Annotated in this window: 16 protein-coding genes and 1 pseudogene; 4 read left to right on the top strand and 13 right to left on the bottom strand. The window is 64.0% G+C overall.

Annotated features, from left to right (window positions below; translation table 11 throughout):
• Positions 1-106 precede the first annotated feature (106 nt).
• Positions 107-457 (bottom strand): cupin domain-containing protein, encoded by a 351-nt coding sequence (locus FHW75_RS18685; RefSeq protein ID WP_019098375.1) that lies wholly within the window; start codon positions 455-457, stop codon positions 107-109.
• Between the two features lie 117 nt (positions 458-574).
• Between FHW75_RS18685 and FHW75_RS18690 the strand changes: the two genes are divergently transcribed.
• Together FHW75_RS18690 and FHW75_RS18695 are read left to right on the top strand one after the other, a co-directional pair.
• Entirely contained in the window at positions 575-1,474 is a 900-nt protein-coding gene (locus FHW75_RS18690) for a LysR family transcriptional regulator (protein ID WP_025752583.1), read from the top strand.
• Positions 1,475-1,585: 111 nt separating this feature from the next.
• Entirely contained in the window at positions 1,586-2,785 is a 1,200-nt protein-coding gene (locus tag FHW75_RS18695; protein ID WP_016713872.1) for an MFS transporter, read from the top strand.
• 9 nt (positions 2,786-2,794) lie between these two features.
• Here FHW75_RS18695 and FHW75_RS18700 read toward each other — a convergent pair whose 3' ends face one another.
• A complete protein-coding gene (locus tag FHW75_RS18700; protein ID WP_016713873.1) occupies positions 2,795-3,406 on the bottom strand; it encodes a LysE family translocator in 612 nt (203 codons plus the stop codon).
• Between the two features lie 105 nt (positions 3,407-3,511).
• On the opposite strand from FHW75_RS18700, the gene FHW75_RS18705 reads away from it, so the two are divergent.
• Positions 3,512-4,486: a GlxA family transcriptional regulator gene (locus tag FHW75_RS18705; protein ID WP_025752582.1), complete on the top strand. Its 975-nt coding sequence runs from the start codon at positions 3,512-3,514 to the stop codon at positions 4,484-4,486.
• A 28-nt stretch (positions 4,487-4,514) separates the two neighbouring features.
• Here the strand turns inward: FHW75_RS18705 and FHW75_RS18710 are convergent, their stop codons facing one another.
• From FHW75_RS18710 to FHW75_RS27245, 8 genes and pseudogenes are all read right to left on the bottom strand, one after another.
• Positions 4,515-5,366, bottom strand: coding sequence for a CAP domain-containing protein (locus tag FHW75_RS18710; RefSeq protein ID WP_025752580.1), 852 nt, complete (start codon positions 5,364-5,366; stop codon positions 4,515-4,517).
• Positions 5,367-5,661: 295 nt separating this feature from the next.
• Positions 5,662-6,273, bottom strand: a complete 612-nt coding sequence (locus tag FHW75_RS18715; RefSeq protein ID WP_019096670.1) for a cell wall hydrolase — start codon at positions 6,271-6,273, stop codon at positions 5,662-5,664.
• A 33-nt stretch (positions 6,274-6,306) separates the two neighbouring features.
• Entirely contained in the window at positions 6,307-7,224 is a 918-nt protein-coding gene (locus FHW75_RS18720) for an AEC family transporter (RefSeq protein WP_183674215.1), read from the bottom strand.
• Positions 7,225-7,348: 124 nt separating this feature from the next.
• A complete protein-coding gene (locus FHW75_RS18725; RefSeq protein ID WP_016713877.1) occupies positions 7,349-8,212 on the bottom strand; it encodes a LysR family transcriptional regulator in 864 nt (287 codons plus the stop codon).
• A gap of 70 nt (positions 8,213-8,282) precedes the next feature.
• On the bottom strand, positions 8,283-9,131 hold the full coding sequence (locus FHW75_RS18730; RefSeq protein ID WP_019096668.1) for a proline/glycine betaine ABC transporter permease: 849 nt from the start codon (positions 9,129-9,131) through the stop codon (positions 8,283-8,285).
• Positions 9,128-10,144: an ABC transporter substrate-binding protein gene (locus tag FHW75_RS18735; protein ID WP_019096667.1), complete on the bottom strand. Its 1,017-nt coding sequence runs from the start codon at positions 10,142-10,144 to the stop codon at positions 9,128-9,130. The genes FHW75_RS18730 and FHW75_RS18735 overlap by 4 nt, the downstream gene beginning before the upstream one ends.
• A gap of 95 nt (positions 10,145-10,239) precedes the next feature.
• On the bottom strand, positions 10,240-10,995 hold the full coding sequence (locus FHW75_RS27240) for a methyl-accepting chemotaxis protein (RefSeq protein WP_371104846.1): 756 nt from the start codon (positions 10,993-10,995) through the stop codon (positions 10,240-10,242).
• A 102-nt stretch (positions 10,996-11,097) separates the two neighbouring features.
• Positions 11,098-12,384, bottom strand: a pseudogene (locus FHW75_RS27245) (HAMP domain-containing protein); the annotation flags it as partial.
• Between the two features lie 224 nt (positions 12,385-12,608).
• Between FHW75_RS27245 and FHW75_RS18745 the strand changes: the two are divergent.
• Positions 12,609-13,928, top strand: coding sequence for a Na+/H+ antiporter family protein (locus tag FHW75_RS18745; RefSeq protein ID WP_183674217.1), 1,320 nt, complete (start codon positions 12,609-12,611; stop codon positions 13,926-13,928).
• Positions 13,929-13,941: 13 nt separating this feature from the next.
• Here FHW75_RS18745 and FHW75_RS18750 read toward each other — a convergent pair whose 3' ends face one another.
• The 3 genes from FHW75_RS18750 to FHW75_RS18760 all read right to left on the bottom strand — a co-directional run bounded on the left by FHW75_RS18750 (position 13,942) and on the right by FHW75_RS18760 (position 18,630).
• Positions 13,942-14,949, bottom strand: a complete 1,008-nt coding sequence (locus FHW75_RS18750; RefSeq protein ID WP_025752573.1) for a FecR family protein — start codon at positions 14,947-14,949, stop codon at positions 13,942-13,944.
• Between the two features lie 216 nt (positions 14,950-15,165).
• Positions 15,166-16,935, bottom strand: a complete 1,770-nt coding sequence (locus FHW75_RS18755) for an acyl-CoA dehydrogenase C-terminal domain-containing protein (RefSeq protein ID WP_019096664.1) — start codon at positions 16,933-16,935, stop codon at positions 15,166-15,168.
• 72 nt (positions 16,936-17,007) lie between these two features.
• Complete coding sequence (locus FHW75_RS18760; protein WP_019096663.1) at positions 17,008-18,630, bottom strand: acyl-CoA synthetase; 1,623 nt, start codon at positions 18,628-18,630, stop codon at positions 17,008-17,010.
• Between the last annotated feature and the right edge of the window lie 180 nt (positions 18,631-18,810).

Consider the following 18,810-nt stretch of genomic DNA (forward strand, 5'->3'; position numbering starts at 1 on the left):
GTGGCTAAAATTCTAGAACATGTGCTTAAAAATGCATTAAACGATATGTTCAGGTTGGCTAATAATTTTGTATTCATACGTTGGTCGAGTTGGCGTTTGGCCATAGTCACACCGGCCAAGGCACGCTGCTGCTGTAAAAAACGGCGAGCCAGACAGTCGCCATTCCGGGTGCAGTCCACTCCACGCGGTGGCGGTAGTGCGGCGGGATGTCCAGGCAATCGCCCGGCTTCAGCAGGCGGGTGTGCTGCTCATGTTCGAAACGCAGGCCGGCAGCACCACTGAGCAGCACGATCCACTCGCCTTCGGCCTGGTCGTACCAGAACCCGGGCGGGCTGGCCTGGCCGCTGGAGACGATACGCTCCACGCGCAGGCCTGGGCGGCTGAGCAGTTCATCGATACATTCGGCGCTGGTAGGGTCGCACGGTGGCAGGGCAGTCAGCAGGTTACCGGGTGTCATGGGAAGCCTCGCTTGAATGGGAGTTGTTCCACTATGGACGCTATCGCCGCGTAGCGCGTTTCTTGACCCGCCCTGCGGTTTGTAAGAACTTTCTGAGTTTTGGAAGACGTGCAGCAGATGGACAAACTCCTGGCGATGAAAATGTTCGTAGCTACCGTCGATGCTCAGGGCTTTTCTGCGGCTGCACGCAGGCTTGGGTTGGCGACGTCGTCGGTAACCCGCCTGGTTGATGCCCTGGAAACGGCCGTGGGTGCTTCGTTGCTCAATCGCTCGACGCGCCAGGTCAGCCTGACCGAGGCCGGAGCCCGGTACTATGAGCGGGCCCGCAGCATTTTCGAGGCGCTGGACGAGGCCGATGCCAGTGTTGCCGACCGTGGCGAGGAGCCTGTCGGTGTCTTGAGGCTGTGCCTGCCGGTGGAGTTCGGCAGGCGGGTCATCGCCCCGCACCTGGGGCCGTTTCTGGCGCGGCACCCGGCGTTGGAGCTGGATATCGACCTCAGCGACCGGCTGGATGACCTGCTGGACGGCCGTTATGACCTGTCGATTCGCCTGGGCGACCCCTCGCCCAATGACGAACTGGTGTGTCGCCAACTTGGCCGCTTCGAGCGGTGGCTGGTGGCCAGCCCGGCATACCTGGCCGGGCGTGACCCGCTGCATCACCCCCGGCAACTGTTGGAGCACGCCTGCCTGCGCTTCCGTTATGGGCAAAAGGCACGGCCCTGGCGCCTGGCGCGCGGGCAGGACAGCCTGGAGCTGAACGTAACCGGGCCGTTGCGCAGCGCCAATGCCGACATGTTGCGTGAAACCGCGCTGGCGGGCAGCGGCATCGCACTGCTGGCCGATTGGCTGGTACACGAGGATGTGCAGGCCGGGCGTTTGCAGCGGGTGTTGCCCGACTGGCAGGTCAGCCCAGGCATGGCCAACAACAGCATCAACGCCCTGTACCTGCCCAACCACCGTGGCTCGCGGCGGGTGAATGCGTTCATCGACTTTTGCGCAGCGTTGATGGAGCGGTAGGCGCGGCATTGCGCGGTGTGCAAAGCCGCGTTGCGCCAGCAGCGGATTCTCTGCACTGAGACGTCTGGGTAAGGTAGCCGGCATACTCCACTCCTTGCCGAGGAACCTCGCATGAATCCCTCCCTTGCCGCCGCGCAGCCCGCAGCCACCGGCCTGAGCCGGGCCCTGGTCGTGCTGCTGGCGTTCTGCTGTGGCGCAATCGTTGCCAACATCTATTACGCCCAGCCCATTGTCGGCTTGATCGCACCGGACCTTGGGCTGTCCACCGAACATGCCAGCCTGATCGTGTCTCTCACCCAGTTGGGTTACGCCCTGGGCCTGCTGTTGCTGGTGCCGCTGGCCGACCTCTTGGAAAACCGCCGGTTGATGGTCGGCACCGCTGTGCTGGCTTGCGTCAGCCTGCTGTTGGCGGGCACCAGCAGCAGCGGCCAGGGCCAGCTGTTCCTGGGCTATGCGCTGTTGATCGGGTTCAGCTCAGTGGCGGTGCAGATGCTCATTCCACTGGCAGCGCACTTGGCGCCAGAGGCGCAGCGTGGCCGGGTAGTGGGCAACATCATGGGCGGCCTGTTGCTGGGTATCCTGCTGGCGCGGCCGTTGTCCAGCCTGGTGGCCGACCACTTCGGCTGGCGCGCCGTGTTCATTGGCGCCGCCGGGGTGATGCTGGCGATCATCCTGCTGCTGGCGCTGACCCTGCCGCAGCGTCGGCCTGCGCACAAGGCCAGCTATGCCGGGCTGATGCTGTCGCTGCTTACCCTGCTGCGCCGTTATCCGCTGCTGCGCCAACGCTCGTTGTACCAGGCACTGATGTTTGCAGCGTTCAGCCTGTACTGGACAGCCGTGCCGATGGCGTTGGCGGGTGAGCATGGCCTGTCGCAGAGCCAGATTGCCGTGTTTGCCCTGGTGGGGGCGGTGGGGGCCGTTGCCGCGCCCTTGGCTGGCCGCCTGGCCGATGCCGGGCACGCTCGGGCCGGCTCGCTGCTGGCCCTGCTGCTGGCACCGGCGGCCTTGTTGCTGGGGCTGACGGCGCCGGGTTACAGCGTGATTGGCCTGGGGCTTACCGGTGTGCTGCTGGATTTTGCGGTGCAGATGAACATGGTCATTGGCCAGCGCGAAGTGTATGCCCTGGACCCGGCCAGCCGGGGGCGGTTGAACGCGGTGTACATGACCAGCATCTTCCTGGGCGGGGCACTGGGTTCGGCGGTAGCCAGTGCGCTGTTCAGCCAGCTCGGCTGGCAGGGGGTGGCACTGGTGGGCGCAGGCTTGCCCTGCCTCGCATTGCTGGTGTTCCTGTTCAAGGCCCGGGGCAACTGACAAGGGGCGTCATCGGCCAAGCGGCAGCGCCACACCGATCAGGGCAAACAGGCTGCCGCAGCAACGGTTGAAACCCTTCCCCCCCTTGGCCAGCCAAGGCCGAATACGAAATGCCAACCGCGCCAGCAGGTACTCGACCAGGAACTCGACGCTGGCGAAGGTCGTTGCCATCACCACGAACTGCAGCATCAAGCCGCGTTGCGGGTCGATGAACTGCGGCAGAAAGGCCCCATAGAACAGCAGCACCTTGGGGTTGGCCATGGCCGACAACAGGCCTTGGCGGAACAGGCCGGCATTGCCAAGCCGAGCGCTGCGCTCGTTCAGTTCCAGGTGCAGCCCCGGGCTGCGCCACAGCTGGATACCCAACCAGACCAGATAAGCACCCCCCACCCATTTCAACACACTCAGCACCGAGGCCGAGGTTTGCAGCAAGGCACTGAGGCCAAACATCGCCAGGGCGATGAGGGCGCTGAAGCCGAACACCCCGCCAACGATCGTGAACAACGTTCGCCGGGCGCCGTACAGGGCACCATGGGTCAGGGCCAGCAAGCTGTTGGGGCCTGGGGTCAGTGACAGGCCAATGCTGGCCAGCAGGTAAATGAGCCAGGTGTCGAGTGCCATTTGCGCAAGTGCCTTGTTGGTGTGGAGGGGGCCAGTTTATGGCGCGAACTGCGCCCATGAAGGGTAGTATCTAGACATTGAACAGTCGTTTCTGGACGCAACACCATGCTGCCTGATATCCGTTTGCTGATCCTGCCGTTACCGGATTTTGCCCTGTTGCCGTTCGGCGCCTTTCTCGACAAGTTGCGCTTCAGCGCCGATGACGAAGACTACAGTCAGCAGCGCTACTGCAGCTGGACCGTGGCAGGGCTCAGCCTCGACCCGGTGCCATCGAGCAGTGGCGCGGTGGTGCAGGTCGAGGCCGATGCCGACCAGGTCGATCTGACCCGTTTCGACTATCTGGTCGTGTTCGGCGGGCGCAATGCCATGGCCACTGCCGCGTTGGCGCCGCGCTACCAGGCCTTGCTCAGGCGGGCCGGCAAAGCCGGGGTCAAGCTGGTAGGGGTCGACAACGGCGCCTTCCTGCTGGCTGCCTGCGGGCTGTTGCAAGGGCACAAGGTGGTGGTGCACTGGCGCCACGAAGCCGAGTTTCGTGCAGCATTCCCGCAGTTGCAGGTGTTGCGTGAGCAGCTGTATTGCATCGACGGCAGCCGTATCACCTGCGCAGGTGGTACGGCGGCTATCGACCTGGCGGTGGCGTTGTTGTCACAGGCCTGCGGGCGAACCCGGGCGCTCAAAGGGCTGGCCGACATGCTGGTGGACGAAACCCGCGACAGCCGCCATGCGCTACGCTCGCTTGAACTGGCCGCCGGGCAGGGGCGGCAGGTGCAGCGGGCACAAGCTTTGATGCGCCATCACCTGGCTACGCCGCTGGCATTGGAGCAACTGGCGGCTGAACTGGGCATCAGCCGGCGTCAGCTCGACCGCCAGTTTCAGGCCAGCCATGGCATGAGCGCCAAGGCCTGGTGGCTGGAGATGCGCTTGCAGCAGGCGCGCTGGCGCTTGCTCAATTCCAGCCACAGCCTGGCGCAGATTGCCGATGAAGTAGGGCTGGGCGATGCCAGTTACCTGGGTAAATGCGTGCGGCGGCGATTTGGGTGTACGGCCTTGGCGTTGCGAGCAGGCAATCATCCAGGATGAAACTCGGTGCACATCCTTGTGGAAGCGCTTACTGCGGTGTCCCGAACAAACCCGTCCAGTAGATCCCTGCATCACTCTTAGGGTCCACCGCATAAGCCGCACCCAATTCACGGAAGTCCGGGTTCATCAGCGTGGCGCAATGCCCAGGGCTCTGCAGCCAGCCTTCGACTACCTTGTGCGCGGTATCACGCCCGGCCGCAATGTTCTCTCCAATCTGCTGATACAGGTAACCCGCCAGTTCCGCCCGGTCACCCGGGGTACGGCCTTCCTTGTCGATGTGGTCGAAGAAGTTCTGGTTGGCCATGGCCCGTGTGTGGCTGGCGGCGACGCCGGCCAGTGCCGTGCTCCAGCTCAGGGCGGGGGCGGCGGCGAAGGGGTGGCCACCGCATTGGCGCGGCACCTTGCGCGCGGCGTTGATTTCCTGCAGCACCTTCTGCCCTTCGGCCTGCCAGTCACCCAGGCGGCCGCTGAGCAGTGGGCGGGCCAGTACGATGCGCCAGTCGCGGCCCTCCTGGCTGACGCCGATATCGACGAACTGCGGGTCGAGCACCACCTGGCAAAAGCTTTCTTCGATGGCGTGCATGGCAGCGCGCGCATCGCGTGGCCCCGACAGGCTGATGGCCTGAACGTTGACCATGGGGTAGGCGGCGCGGGTCATGGCCTGCTGCAGGTCACGGGTGCCTTCTGGCGACAGCGCCAGGCGGGTGTCGCTGTTGAGCGGCGGCAGCTCCAGCGACGCCTCGCCACCGCAGGGCTGGGCCTGGCTGCGGTAGACATTGATCGAATCGATCAGTTGCGCCTCTTCGCCGGTGACAGCCAGTGCCCCGGTCGATACGACAAGGCCCAGCGACAAGGCGGCAACGGATGACAGGACGCGCATGTGGATCTCCCTATGACTGGCAGCGTCGTGGTATGCGCTGCTCATCCTACACAAGCCCGGGGCTTTTGGCCCCTGGCGGGTGCAAAGCAATGAAACGCCGGCAATCGTTGCGGGCGGCAAAAGAGGGAGTAGACCACTGGTCGGCACAAAAGTGCGATTACTTGGTAATCATTCGTAACATTGGCTAGAAACAATCCTCAAACCCCAACTGTTCCCAACCTCCCAGGTAGCCCAGGGTGACCCACGGCTGGTCAAGTTTTCAGGTAGCATCGGTTTCTGATTGCTCGGTACCGCATCAACGGGCCAACGCCTGATTCGGCTTATAGAACAGGAAATGCGTGGTCTGCGCCGTCTTGCGGTAGGTCTTGGCCCAGTCGGGATGCACGGTGCGGTCGTGGAAGTACAGGGCGCCGCCGGTGGGGTCTTTCAACTGTTGGTTAAGCGCCTTGCGCGCGATTTCCTTGGCCACACCGTAGCGTTGCGCTTCCTCGACCTGGTCCGGGCGCCCGTCGCACCACCAGGAAAACTGGCACGCCTTGGTTTCCACGCCCTGTTTGACCACGCCGCAGATGGTATCGGGGAAGCCATCGTGGCCCAGGCGGTTGAGCACCACACTGGCCACAGCCGACATGTCTTCGGCGTCGGCGCCCTTGGCTTCCCAGTAGATGGTGCGGGCCAGGCAGGTGATGCTGTCGTCCAGCGGTGCCTGGCCGGCGGGATCGACCGCCTGGGCTTCACCTGGGGTCAGTTTTTCTGCTTTCTTGGGAGGAGGGGCGTCTTCCACCACCTTTTCTTCAAGCACTTCGGCCTTGTCTTCAGCCACTGCGGCCATGGCGGTGTCGGCTGCGTGCAAGGGGCCTGCGAGCAGGGCCGAGGTCAAGCCGATCAGGATCCAGGCAAGGCGCATGGGCAAGCTTCCGAAAGAGGGGCTGATACAAGTCTAGCCAAGCGTAAGCATTAGTACCAAAGGCAGGGTGGCTGCGGCGGCCACTGTCTGCAGGGCAATGATGGTGGCCATCAGCGGGGCGTTGCCACCCATTTGCCGGGCCATCACGTAGGACGAAGAGGCGGTAGGCAGGGCCTGGAACAGCACCGCCACGACCGCTGCCTGGCCACTCAGGCCAACCAGGCGGCACAAGCCCCAGGTGGTCAGCGGCATGACCAGGAACTTGAACGCCGAGGCGGCCATCAACGGTCGCACCTGCTGGCCCAGGCTGGCGCCACCCAGTGCCGCGCCAACGCACAGCAGGCCCATCGGCAGGGCGGCCTGGCCCAGCGCCTTGACCGTGGGTTCGATGCCGGGCGGCAGGCCCAGCCCCGTCACCCGCAGCAGTAAGCCGCCCGCGCAACCGACGATCAACGGGTTGGCGAAAATCGCCCTCAGCACCGTGGCCGGTGAACTGTGGCGGGCGCTGAAGCGGGCAAACACCAGCACGCACAGTAGGTTGACCAAGGGCACGATGGCGGCATTGGCCACTGCGGCCAGGGCGATGCCGGCGCTGCCGTAGATGCCGGCGGCCAGTGTGGCGCCAATGTAGTTGTTGAAGCGGATACCGCCCTGGAAGACCGACGTGAAATCGGCGCCATCGTGGCTCACAGCGCCTTGGTACAGCACCAGTAGCAGCGCCCCGGCCAGGGTCGACAGCATCAGCGCACCGACCATCCCCAGCACTGGCACGCCGTCGAGGTTAGCCGTGGCCAGGCCGTGCAGGAACAACGAGGGAAGCAATACGTAGTAGCTCAGGCGTTCGGCACCCGGCCAGAAGCTTTCGGCCAAAAAGCCGCGAAGGCGCAGGAAGGTGCCCAGGGCAATCAGCAGGATGATCGGTAGCAGGGTGGTCAGCAGCAACGGGAGCATGTTCGACGTTCCGTGGTCGGGTACGCGCACAGACTACGGGTGAGAAAGGGTTTGTAAAAACGTTGTTTTCTGCACTGACTGTTGAGAAAAAATGCATTGTTGAGGCGACGGCGCCCGTTGGCGCTCACGCTTCCAAGGCCGTCTTCAGCACCGCACTTAAATGCCGCCGCTGGCTTTTCTCATGCTCCAGCAACACCACCCGCCGGGTCAGTTGCGGTTCGCCAAACGGCAGGCAGGTGGCGGGCGGCAGGCGTTGCAGGTCGTCATCCGCCATGGGGATGATCGCCACGCCCAGGCCCATCACGGCCATGCGCGCCAGGGCCTCCTGGCTGTCCAGCTCCATTTGCTCGCTCACCTGCAGATGCTGGCGGCGCAGTTCCTGCTCGATCTGCCGCCCGGCCCAGGCGCGTTTGTCGAAGCGCAGGAACGGTTGGCTGGCCAGCAACTCGGCTACACCGTGCCCGGCCAGTTCCGGGCTGGCGATGGCCCAGAAGCGGTCCTCGAACAACGGTGTGAAGTCCAGGCTTTGCGGGTAGGGGCTGACCGGCTCGGTGGTGATCGCTGCATCGAGTTCGCCGTCCTCCACGCGCCGCGCCAGTTCCGCCGACATCCCCGACGCCACGCTGATATGCAATTGCGGATGGTGGGTCTTGATCCAGACCAGCGCCTTGGGCAGGCGCCGCGCCAGCACCGTGTGGATGGCCCCCAGGCGCAGGCGGCCACGCAGGCCAGGGCCACTGGCCAGGGCGTCGGCCAGTTCGTCATAGGCGCCCAGGATGGTTTCGGCACGCGCCACGGCCAACTGGCCGGCCTCGGTCAGTACCACCTGCCGACGGCTGCGGTCGAACAAGGTCACCTGCAATTCGTCTTCAAGGGTTTTGATGTGCAGGCTCACTGCCGAAGGTGTGAGGCTGAGCAGGTCGGCGGCGCGGGCGAAGGTGCCATGGCGGGCGATGGTTACCAGGGTGCGCAGGGCTTTGAGGGACATGCGGATGAGGTCCGGTTTCAAGCTGACAGAGCTGCATTGTCAGGCCCGGCCCTATCGCCGGCAACACTCTTCAGTGCCCGTTGCGCCCGTACGCCTGGCTGATCCGGTCAATCACCATGGCCAACGCGACAATTGCCAGCCCGGCCTCCACACCTTGCCCCACATTCAGCGTCTGGATCCCCATCAGTACATCCTCACCCAACCCGCGGGCGCCGATCATCGAAGCCATCACCACCATTGACAGGGCCATCATTACCGACTGGTTCAGCCCGGCCATGATGCTCGGCAGCGCCAGCGGAAGGGCAATGCGCCGCAAGCGTTGCCAGCGGCTGGCCCCCAGACCGTGCGCGGCCTGTAGCAGCGAGGGGTCGATCTGGCTCAGGCCCAGTTCGGTCAATCGCACCAACGGCGGCAGGGCGTAGATCAGTGTGGCAAACACGGCGGGCACCTTGCCCAGGCCGAACAGCATCAGCACCGGGATCAGGTAAACGAAAGCAGGCAGCGTCTGCATCACATCCAGCACCGGCAACAACAGCCGCTTCGCCAGTGGCCGGGCAGCCAGCAGAATGCCCAGCGGCACGCCCACCAGCACGCACAGGCCGGTACTCACCAGCACCAAGGCCAAGGTTTGCAGCAGTTTGTCCCACAGCCCGAGCATGCCGATCAGGGCCAGCAGCGACACCAGTACCGCACTGCGCAGCAGGCTTCGGCTGGCGTGCCAGGCCAGCACGCCTACCAGCAGCAACAACAGCCACCACGGCAACAGGCGCAGCAGGTTTTCCAGGCCTACCAGCAGTTGCAGCAACTGGTCGGAAACACTACGCAAATGATCGCCGTAGTTCAGCACCAGCCAATCGACCAACCGGTTGACGCTGTCGGCAAAGGAAAACTGCAAGGCTTGCGGGAAGCCGTTGCTCACAGGCTGCCCTCGACCCTGGCGGCGACTTCACTGGGTAGCCAGGCCTTCCAGACGTCACGGTTGTCACGCAGGAAGGCGAGGGCGGCATCGCGCGGCGGCGTGCGTTTTTCGCTCATGTCGGCCAGCGCCTTGTTGAGCCGGTCGATCGGCAAGTCGACCTGTTCGAACACCGTCACCAGGTCCGGGTAGCCTTCACGGAAGGCTTTGGACACACCAATCGACAACTTTGCCGGCAGCGAACGGCTGCCCTGCGGGTTGGGGTTGCTGGCATCGGTGAGGGTGGCCCAGGCCTGGGCATCGAACGGTGGTTCTTCAAGCCGTATGAGCTTGTAGCGCCCCATCAATGGGGTCGGGTTCCAGTAGTAGAACAACACCGGCTGGCCACGGCGGATGGCTGAGCCGATTTCGGCATCCATCGCAGCACCGGAGCCACTGCGGAAGTTGGTGTACAGGTTGTCCAGGCCGTATGCCTTGAGCTTCTGGCTGTTGACCGTTTCCGATGTCCAGCCAGTGGGGCTGTTCAGGAAGCGACCTTTGTCGGGCGACTCGGGGTCACGAAATACCTGCGGGTAACGCTTGAGGTCGTCGACATGGCGCAATTCGGGCGCCATGGGCTTCAGTTTGCGAGCGGCGTCGCCCTCGATCACATACGCAGGCACCCACCAGCCTTCTTCGGCGTTCTTCACCGTATCACCCAGTGCGAATACCTGGCCTGCCTGCTCGGCTTTGACCCACGCCGGGCTGCGTCCGGCCCACTCTTCGGCGATCACTTGCAGGTCGTTGCGGGCCAGGGCCACCTCCATGCTGACCGTGCTGCCGGGCAGGGTGTCTGTAGGGTAGCCATAACCGCGTTCCACGATCAGCCGCAGGATTTCGGTAGTGAGGGCGCCGCTTTCCCAGCCGATGGCACCAAAATGGATGGGTGGGCGTTGTTCTGCCGAAGCGGCACTGTCAGTACTTGCCAGGCCTACGGCCAGCAGCAGGCCGGCCAGCAGTGTTGAAAGCTTCTTCATCCAGACCTCGTCGTTTGCCGCGCCTTGGGTGCAGGCAAGTGTAGACGACGAGGTTTGAGCGGTATTCAGGGCCGCACGAGGCGGCCCTATCTGCCTCAGACGCGGAACTGGTCCATCAGCGCCTGCTGCTGGTTGGCCAGGCTGTTCAGCGACTGGCTGACCCGCGCCGACTCGTTGGCCTGGCCCGACAGCGACTCCGTGACGTCGCGGATCGTCGCCACATTGCTGTTGATTTCTTCAGCCACCGCGCTTTGCTCTTCGGCGGCCGAGGCGATCTGCAGGTTCATGTCGGTAATCACGGTCACCGCCTGGCCGATACGCTGCAATGCCGTCACGGCCTGGCCAACCTGCTCGACGCCGCCCTGGGCCTGGCGATGGCTGTTGTCCATGGCGTCGACCACTTCGCGGGTGCCTGCCTGCAAGGCTTCGATCACCTGGCGGGTTTCTTCCACCGACTCCTGGGTACGCCGGGCCAGGTTGCGCACTTCATCGGCCACCACGGCAAAGCCACGGCCGGCTTCACCGGCGCGGGCAGCCTCGATGGCCGCGTTGAGGGCCAGCAGGTTGGTCTGCTCGGCAATCGAGCGGATCACCTCCAGCACCGAGCCGATCTTCTCGCTGTTTTGCGCCAGGCCCTGGACCTCGGCCATGGCGTCGCTCATGTTGGCGGCCAGGGCATCGATGCTGGTGGTGGTGTGGTCGATCACCGCCAGGCCTTCACGGGTGGCCTGGTCGGCATCACGGGCAGCCTGCGCGGCCTGGGCCGCGCTGCGGGCCACGTCCTGGGCGGTGGCGCTCATTTCGTGCGAGGCGGTGGCCACCTGGTCGACCTGGCGGTACTGCTGTTCCATGCCGGCGCTGGTTTCACTGGCAATGGCCGAGGACTGGTCGGCGGTACCTCGGGCGGCCTGCACCGAGCGTTTGACCTCGGCGATGGTCGGCTGCAGCTTGTCGAGGAAGCGGTTGAACCAGCCGGCCAGTTCGCCCAGTTCGTCCTGTTTCTGGTAGGCCAGGCGCCGGGTCAGGTCGCCCTCACCACTGGCAATGTCCTTGAGCATGGCGGCCACGCCAAGGATGGGCCGGGTAACGCCACGGGCCATCAGCCACACCATCAGCAGGCCGGCAATGGCTGCAGCCAAACCCAGGCCCAGCTCAAGCAAGGTGCCGCTGGTATTCAGCGTGTCCAGTTCCTGCTTCAGTTTTTCGGCTGGCCCTGTCAGGGCGTTTTCCGGTACATCCAGCAGCACGCCCCAAGGTTGGGCGTCGGGGATCGGTCGGAACGCGGCCAGCACTTTCAGGCGCTGTTGGTCGTGCAGGATGGTCATCTTGCCATCGGCCAGCTTGCGCACCAGTTCGGCGCCGTTGGTCGGGTCCACCTGATCGAAGCGCTGGGCCAGCTTGCTGGCATCGGCGCTGTAGCCGGCCAGCAGGCCGACCGGGCTGAGGATGCCGACCGTGGTGCGGCCTTCGTACAGGCTGCGGCTGGCGTCCTGGCTGAGGGCCTGGAGGCTGTTGAGGTTGATGTCGATGGACAGGGTGGCAATGATCTTGCCGTTGACCGCCAGCGGGAAGACGATGCTGGTCATCAGCACCTGCTGGCCATTGATGTCGTAAAAGTAAGGCTCCACGACGCACACCTTGCCGGTGGTGCGCGGGCACACCCACCAGGTGTTGGCCGGCTGGCCGCTGGGGCCGATCTCGGTGTTGGCCATGTCATGCTCGGGCAGCGCCATGGCGGTCAGCTGGCCGGCGCGCGGTTGCGACCAGTACAGGGCAAAACGCCCGGTTTCGTTGCTGCCCAGCTCCGCCTTGCCGGCAAACAGGCTGTCCTTGTTGTCCAGTGCGTTGGGTTCGAACACCAGCGAGAGGCCAAGCAGGTCGGGGTTGGCCTGCAGCGCGGCGCGCACTTGGCGGGTCATGTCCTCGCGCAGGTCGAAGGCATCTAGATAGCGTTTTTCCGCCTGCTCACGCAGGAACAGCACCTGGCGGGCGAAGCCGGCACCGTACTGGTAGGCGTCCATGAACTGGCGGCGGATATTCAGGGCTTGCACCTCACCCTGCGACTCGATGCGCGATTGCGCCGCCTCGGTCAGCATCTGCATGCTGCTGGCCTTGACCAGGTCCGAGCTGTGGTCCATGCGGTACAGCGACAGGCCAACGAGCAAGGTGACGATGCCGGCCAGGCAGAGACCGGCGAGCAGGGTGATTTTCCACTGGATGGAAAGTTGTCGCAAAGGCATGGGGTCGGATCCCTTGTAATAAGAGTGTGGCTAGCGACTGTGTCGGCGGGCGCCGTTTTTTCTTTATTCAAACGTTCAATTTAATTGTTGAGGTCGCTTGCGACCCCCTGTGGGAGCGTGATCCTTTAGGAGTTGCTAATGCGCCGCAACATGGCGCTTTTGACATCTGCCGCCCACTGCTTCAGAGTTCGCGCTTTTTTCTGTCGTAATGAGGTAAGCCAACCATGAATGCAGTGATCGCCGCGGTCGGCATCATGCTGATACTCAGCCTGTCCCGCGTGCACGTGGTCATCGCCCTGATCATTGGCGCCCTGGTCGGTGGGCTGGTGGGCGGCCTGGGCGTCGAAGGCACGCTCAAGGCCTTCAACGGCGGCCTGGGCGGGGGTGCCACGGTGGCCTTGTCCTATGCACTGTTGGGCGCTTTTGCCGTGGCCATCGCCAAGTCCGGCCTGGCCCATGCCTTGGCTGACCGTGCACTGGCCATGATCGATCGCCAGGGCCACGCCAATGGCGGCAAGGTCAAATGGCTGATGATTGGCCTGATGCTGGTGGTGGCGGTGTCGTCGCAGAATATCCTGCCCATCCACATTGCCTTCATCCCGCTGCTGGTGCCGCCGCTTTTGTATGTGCTGACCCGTTTGCGCATCGACCGTCGGCTGATCGCCTGCGTCATCACCTTCGGTCTGATTACCCCGTACATGTTCCTGCCGGTGGGGTTTGGCAACATCTTCCTCAACGAAATCCTGCTGGCCAACGTTGCCCATGCCGGTGTCGATGTGAGTGGCGTCAATGTGACCCAGGCCATGGCCATCCCGGCGGCAGGCATGCTCGCAGGCCTGTTGCTGGCGGTCTTCATCAGCTACCGAAAGAAGCGTGACTACGACCTGGCCCGCATCGAGCAGGTGGAACAGGTGAGCGTGCAGTACAACCCGCTGACACTGCTGGTGGCCGGGCTGGCAATTGCCGCAGCGTTCATCGTCCAGTTGTTGCTGGATTCGATGATCATCGGGGCCATGGTCGGCTTCCTGATTTTCTCGCTGTCGGGCATCGTCAAATGGAAGGACACCGATGACCTGTTCACCGAGGGTATGAAGATGATGGCCATGATCGGCTTCATCATGATTGCCGCCTCGGGGTTTGCCGATGTGATGAAGGCTACCGGTGAGGTTAAAAGCCTGGTGGAAACCTCGGCCCAGTGGATCGACCACAGCAAAGGCATCGGCGCCTTGCTGATGCTGCTGGTGGGCCTGCTGGTGACCATGGGTATCGGCTCGTCGTTCTCCACTGTGCCGATCCTGGCCGCGATCTTCGTGCCGCTGTGCGTGCAACTGGGCTTCGACCCGGTAGCCACGGTGTGCATCGTTGGTACTGCCGGTGCCTTGGGAGATGCGGGCTCGCCGGCTTCGGACTCGACCCTGGGCCCAACCTCGGGCCTGAACGTCGACGGCCAGCATCACCATATCTGGGACACCGTGGTGCCGACCTTCATCCACTACAACCTGCCGTTGCTGGCGTTCGGCTGGTTGGCTGCGATGACCTTGTAAGGCGGGGAGGGCGTCAGCCCTTGTCGGGCGGCGGCGAGATGCGGTTGAGCACGGTGCTGCCGTCCTTGCTGCGGGTCAGGTAGACCGGCAGCACCTTGGGCAGGTTGTTGACCAGGCGGCCCACTTCACGGGTGTTGTAAATGCCGCTGATGCGGATGCGACCGGTGCTGGCATCGGCCAGCAGCAGCGGCGCGTCGAGGTAGCGGTTGATCACCGGCAGCGCCTGTTCCAGGCTCAGGTTGTCGAGCACCAGCTTGCCGCTGCGCCAGGCCAGGCTGTTGCCGTAGTCGTCGCTCTGCTCCAGTTGGGGCTCGAAATCGCCCTGGTGGTAGCTGGCCTGCATGCCAGGCCCAAGGCGATAGCCGCCGGTGCTGCCATCGCTGGACACCAGTACCGAGCCTTCCACCAGCGTGACCTTGACCTGGTCCTGGTACTTCCACACGTTGAACTGGGTGCCGGTGACCCGTGTCTGGCCGCGACCGGCGTGCACGATGAACGGGTGGTTGCTGTCGTGCTGAACCTTGAAGAATGCCTCGCCGCGCTTGAGCGTGACCTGGCGCTGGTCCTTGTAGTTGAGGTAGGTGAGCTCGGTATTGAGGTTGAGCTGCACCGTGCTGCCGTCGCTCAGCTCCACGGTCTGCATGCGGTCACTGGCTTCGAAGTGCTGGTAGTGGTTGGGCAGCCAACCTTGTTCCCAGCCCACCCAACCGGCCAGCGGCAGTACCGCCAGGGCGATGGCTGCGGCAGACGCCAGCGGGCGCCAGCTGCGTGAACGCGCGGCATGTGGGGCTGGCGGGTTGAACTCGACGACAGTGGCGGTGCGTGGCAACAGGTCGGCGGTTTGCCAGATTTCCAGCATTGCCTCGTATTCCTCGGCATGCCGCGGATCTGCCGCCAGCCAGCGGGCAAAAGCCTCGCGCTCGCCAGCCGTGCAGTCTTCGGCGTGCAGGCGCATGCACCAATGCGCGGCAGCGTCGGTGATGGCATCGTCTGGGCTGGGATTGAGGCGGTCGTGGTTCATTGCGGCTCCGGGTTTTGCGCATTCTACCCTTGCCAGAGGGCTCCCGAGAACCGATGTAATGGCGAATGACTATCAGTTGTGCCGTTTTTTCGTCGGATTTGCAACGGTTTTTCAGCGTTTGAGAACCCTTCGCGCAAGTAAATGCAGGCTGAGATCCTTGGGGCTGCTGCGCAGCCCATCGCGACACAAGGGGCGCAAAGCGCCCCCAACGTCCTATCAGAATTGCGCCGCCTCCAGCCCATAAAGGCTGTCACTACCGGCCCGAATACTGGCCTCAAGCCCCAACCCGCGCGGCAAAATACGTTGGAAGAAGAACGCCGCACACGCCAGCTTGGCACCGTAAAAGTCAGCGTCCTCGTCCTGCCTGGCCAACGCCGCCGCGGCCATCCGCGCCCACATGTAGGCATATGCCGTCAGCCCGAACAGCTGCAGGTACTCTACCGCCACCGAGCTGACCAGATTGGCATCCTCGCCGACACGTGCCCGCAGCCACCCACTGGTCGCCTCCAACCGCGCCAGGCTTGCCTGCAGGGCTTCGCGGTGCAATGGGGCATCCACGCTGAAACTCCGCACTTCGGCGGCAAAGCTGGCCAGCGCCTGGCCGCCGTCGGCCAGTACCTTGCGGCCGAGCAGGTCCAGGGCCTGAATACCGTTGGTACCCTCATAAATCTGCGCAATGCGCACGTCACGCACCCGCTGCTCTTGCCCCCACTCGCGGATATAACCATGGCCGCCATACACCTGCTGGCCAAGCACGCAGCTTTCCAGACCGTTGTCGGTGAAGAACGCCTTGGCCACTGGCGTCAACAGTGCCACCAGGCGCTGGGCATGTTCGCGTTCGCCGGTGTCTTCAGCGTAACGGGCCAGGTCCAGCTGCTGGCCCACGTAGGCGGCAAACGCCCGGCCACCTTCGGTGAGGGTGCGCATGGTCAGCAGCATGCGCCGGACATCGCCGTGGTGGATGATGGGATCGGCCGCCTTGTCCTGCGCCTGCGGGCCGCTGGCGGCGCGGCTTTGCAGGCGCTCGTTGGCGTAACGGGCGGCGCTTTGGTAAGAGGCTTCGGCGCAGCCGATGCCCTGGATACCGATGGACAGGCGCTCGTAGTTCATCATGGTGAACATGGCTGCCAGGCCCTTGTTCGGCTCGCCCACCAGGTAACCGATGGCGCCATCGAAGTTCATCACACAGGTGGCCGATGCCTTGATGCCCATCTTGTGCTCGATCGAGCCGCAATGGGCGGCGTTGCGTGCGCCCAGGCTGCCGTCGGCCTCGACCAGGTACTTGGGCACCAGAAACAGCGAGATGCCTTTGGCGCCAGCAGGTGCATCCGGCAGCTTGGCCAGGACCAGGTGGACGATGTTCTCGGTCAGGTCCTGCTCGCCACCGGTAATGAAAATCTTGCTGCCACTGATGTGATAGCTGCCATCGGCCTGGGGTTCGGCACGCGTGCGGATCAGCCCCAGATCGGTGCCGGCATGGGGTTCGGTGAGGCACATGGTGCCCGCCCAGCGGCCTTCGTACAGGGGCGGCAAGTAAGTGGCCTTGAGCGTTTCGCTGGCGTGGGCATCGATGGCCAGGCAGCTGCCAGCACTCAAGGCCGAATACAGGCTGAAGCTGCAATCGGCGGCGTAGAGCATTTCTTCGAACAGCACGCCCAGCATTTTCGGCATGCCCATGCCGCCATACGCCGGGTTGCCGCCCAAGCCGACCCAGCCGCCTTCGCGGTAGGTGTGCCAGGCTTCGCGGAAACCGTCTGGTGTGGTGACCTGGCCTGCTTCGAAGTGCACGCCTTGTTCGTCGCCGTTGCGGCTGAGCGGAGCGATCAGCTGGCCGGTGACTTTGGCGGCTTCTTCGAGGATGGCGTCGGCGGTGTCGGCGTCGATGCGCTCGGCCAGGGCGGGCAGGCGGGCCCACAGGGCCGGGGCGTTGAATACGTCATGCAGGACGAAGCGCATGTCGCGCAGTGGGGCTGAATAGGTAGTCATCGTTGGCTCTTGAAGGGGAGAAATCAGGTGCGGCCTCTTCGCGGGCATGCCCGCGAATAGGCCGCTACGGGATCAGAGGGCTTTGGCCCGGTCGCGCAGCACGTACTTCTGGATCTTGCCGGTGGAGGTTTTGGGCAGCTCGCCAAACACCACGGTCTTGGGCACCTTGAACCCGGCCAGGTGCTCGCGGCACCAGCTGGTGATGTCGGCTTCGCGGGTGTCTTCCCTGCCAGGCTTCAGGGCTACGAAGGCGCATGGGGTTTCTCCCCATTTTTCATCCGGGCGCGCCACCACGGCGGCCTCGAGCACCGCCGGGTGTTTGTACAGGGCGTCCTCGACCTCGATGGTGGAAATGTTCTCGCCACCGGAAATGATGATGTCCTTGAGCCGGTCCTTGATCTCCACATAACCGTCCGCATGCCACACGGCCAGGTCGCCGGTGTGGAACCAGCCGCCACGGAAGGCTTCGGCGGTGGCCTCGGGGTTTTTCAGGTAGCCCTTCATCACCGTGTTGCCGCGCATGAAAATCTCGCCCAGCGTGTTGCCATCGCGCGGCACCGGCTCGAGGGTTTGCGGGTCGGCGACCATCAGGCCGTCGAGGGTCGGGTAACGCACACCTTGGCGTGACTTGATGCGCGCGCGTTCTTCCAGCGTCAGTTCGTCCCACGCGTCATGCCAGGCACACACGGTCACCGGGCCGTAGACTTCGGTCAGGCCGTAGGTGTGGGTGACCTGGATACCCATTTCTTCCACGGCACCGATCACCTTGGCCGGTGGTGCGGCGCCGGCCACCATGGCCTGTACCGGGTGCTCGATGGCGGCCTTGGCGGCTTCCGGCATGTTGACCAAGGCGTTGAGCACGATCGGTGCGCCGCACAGGTGGCTGACCCGGTGTTCGCGGATAAGGTTAAGAATCTTCTGCGGGTCGACCCGGCGCAGGAAAACATGCGTGCCGGCCAGGGCGGTGATGGTCCAGGGGTAGCACCAGCCGTTGCAGTGGAACATCGGCAAGGTCCACAGGTACACCGGGCGATGCCCCATGGCCCAGGTCATCTGGTTACCCAAGGCGTTCAGGTAGGCGCCGCGGTGATGGTAGACCACGCCCTTTGGGTTGCCGGTGGTGCCGGAGGTGTAGTTGAGCGAAATGGCCTGCCACTCGTCATCCGGCCACTCCCAGGCATATTCCGGGTCGCCCTCGGCGAGCAGGGCCTCGTAGTCCAGTTCGCTGACCGCACGGCCTTCACCGTACTCGGGGTCATCCACGTCCACTACCAATGGCGGATGTTCGAGCAGCGCCAGGGCGGCTTCAATCACCGCATGGAACTCGCGGTCGGTAATCAGCACCTTGGCCTCGCCGTGTTGCAGCATGAAGGCGATGGCCTCGGCGTCCAGGCGTACGTTCAGGGTATTGAGCACGGCACCGGTCATGGGCACGCCAAAGTGGGCTTCGAGCATGGCCGGGGTGTTGGGCAGCATCACTGCCACGGTGTCGCCACGGCCGATGCCGCGGCCCACCAGGGCACTGGCCAGGCGGCGGCAGCGTTGGTAGGTGTCTTGCCAGTTACGGCGGATGGCGCCGTGAATCACGGCTGGATACTGGCCGTATACCGCAGCGGTGCGTTCGATGAAACTCAGCGGGGTGAGGGCGACATGGTTGACGGCAGCGGGCATCAGGCCCTGGGCATAGATCGACATGCGGTAATCCTGTAAGGGAGGCATGCGCAGCCTGTGCGCTTGGCCCCCGGTGGCTGATTGTTAGCTCTGTTCAGGGTGCGGGGAGGCGTACGGTAGGCCGCCTTCCTCTGTCGCAGTTTTACGCGAACCGCTATGGTAGTAGGAATATCGACTATAGCAATATAGTAAAACTACTATAAC

This window comes from Pseudomonas sp. OG7, from assembly GCF_014192825.1.
Lineage (GTDB): Bacteria > Pseudomonadota > Gammaproteobacteria > Pseudomonadales > Pseudomonadaceae > Aquipseudomonas > Aquipseudomonas monteilii.

Bases quoted from the DNA above. Each gene is read 5' to 3' on its own strand.
- FHW75_RS18735 (WP_019096667.1), bottom strand. From the start codon at position 10,144: ATGAAGAAGCTTTCAACACTGCTGGCCGGCCTGCTGCTGGCCGTAGGC.
- FHW75_RS27240 (WP_371104846.1), bottom strand. From the start codon at position 10,995: ATGGAACAGCAGTACCGCCAGGTCGACCAGGTGGCCACCGCCTCGCAC.
- FHW75_RS18695 (WP_016713872.1), top strand. From the start codon at position 1,586: ATGAATCCCTCCCTTGCCGCCGCGCAGCCCGCAGCCACCGGCCTGAGC.
- FHW75_RS18720 (WP_183674215.1), bottom strand. From the start codon at position 7,224: ATGCTCCCGTTGCTGCTGACCACCCTGCTACCGATCATCCTGCTGATT.
- FHW75_RS18750 (WP_025752573.1), bottom strand. From the start codon at position 14,949: ATGAACCACGACCGCCTCAATCCCAGCCCAGACGATGCCATCACCGAC.
- FHW75_RS18700 (WP_016713873.1), bottom strand. From the start codon at position 3,406: ATGGCACTCGACACCTGGCTCATTTACCTGCTGGCCAGCATTGGCCTG.
- FHW75_RS18745 (WP_183674217.1), top strand. From the start codon at position 12,609: ATGAATGCAGTGATCGCCGCGGTCGGCATCATGCTGATACTCAGCCTG.
- FHW75_RS18705 (WP_025752582.1), top strand. From the start codon at position 3,512: ATGCTGCCTGATATCCGTTTGCTGATCCTGCCGTTACCGGATTTTGCC.
- FHW75_RS18715 (WP_019096670.1), bottom strand. From the start codon at position 6,273: ATGCGCCTTGCCTGGATCCTGATCGGCTTGACCTCGGCCCTGCTCGCA.
- FHW75_RS18690 (WP_025752583.1), top strand. From the start codon at position 575: ATGGACAAACTCCTGGCGATGAAAATGTTCGTAGCTACCGTCGATGCT.
- FHW75_RS18725 (WP_016713877.1), bottom strand. From the start codon at position 8,212: ATGTCCCTCAAAGCCCTGCGCACCCTGGTAACCATCGCCCGCCATGGC.
- FHW75_RS18685 (WP_019098375.1), bottom strand. From the start codon at position 457: ATGACACCCGGTAACCTGCTGACTGCCCTGCCACCGTGCGACCCTACC.
- FHW75_RS18760 (WP_019096663.1), bottom strand. From the start codon at position 18,630: ATGTCGATCTATGCCCAGGGCCTGATGCCCGCTGCCGTCAACCATGTC.
- FHW75_RS18755 (WP_019096664.1), bottom strand. From the start codon at position 16,935: ATGACTACCTATTCAGCCCCACTGCGCGACATGCGCTTCGTCCTGCAT.
- FHW75_RS18710 (WP_025752580.1), bottom strand. From the start codon at position 5,366: ATGCGCGTCCTGTCATCCGTTGCCGCCTTGTCGCTGGGCCTTGTCGTA.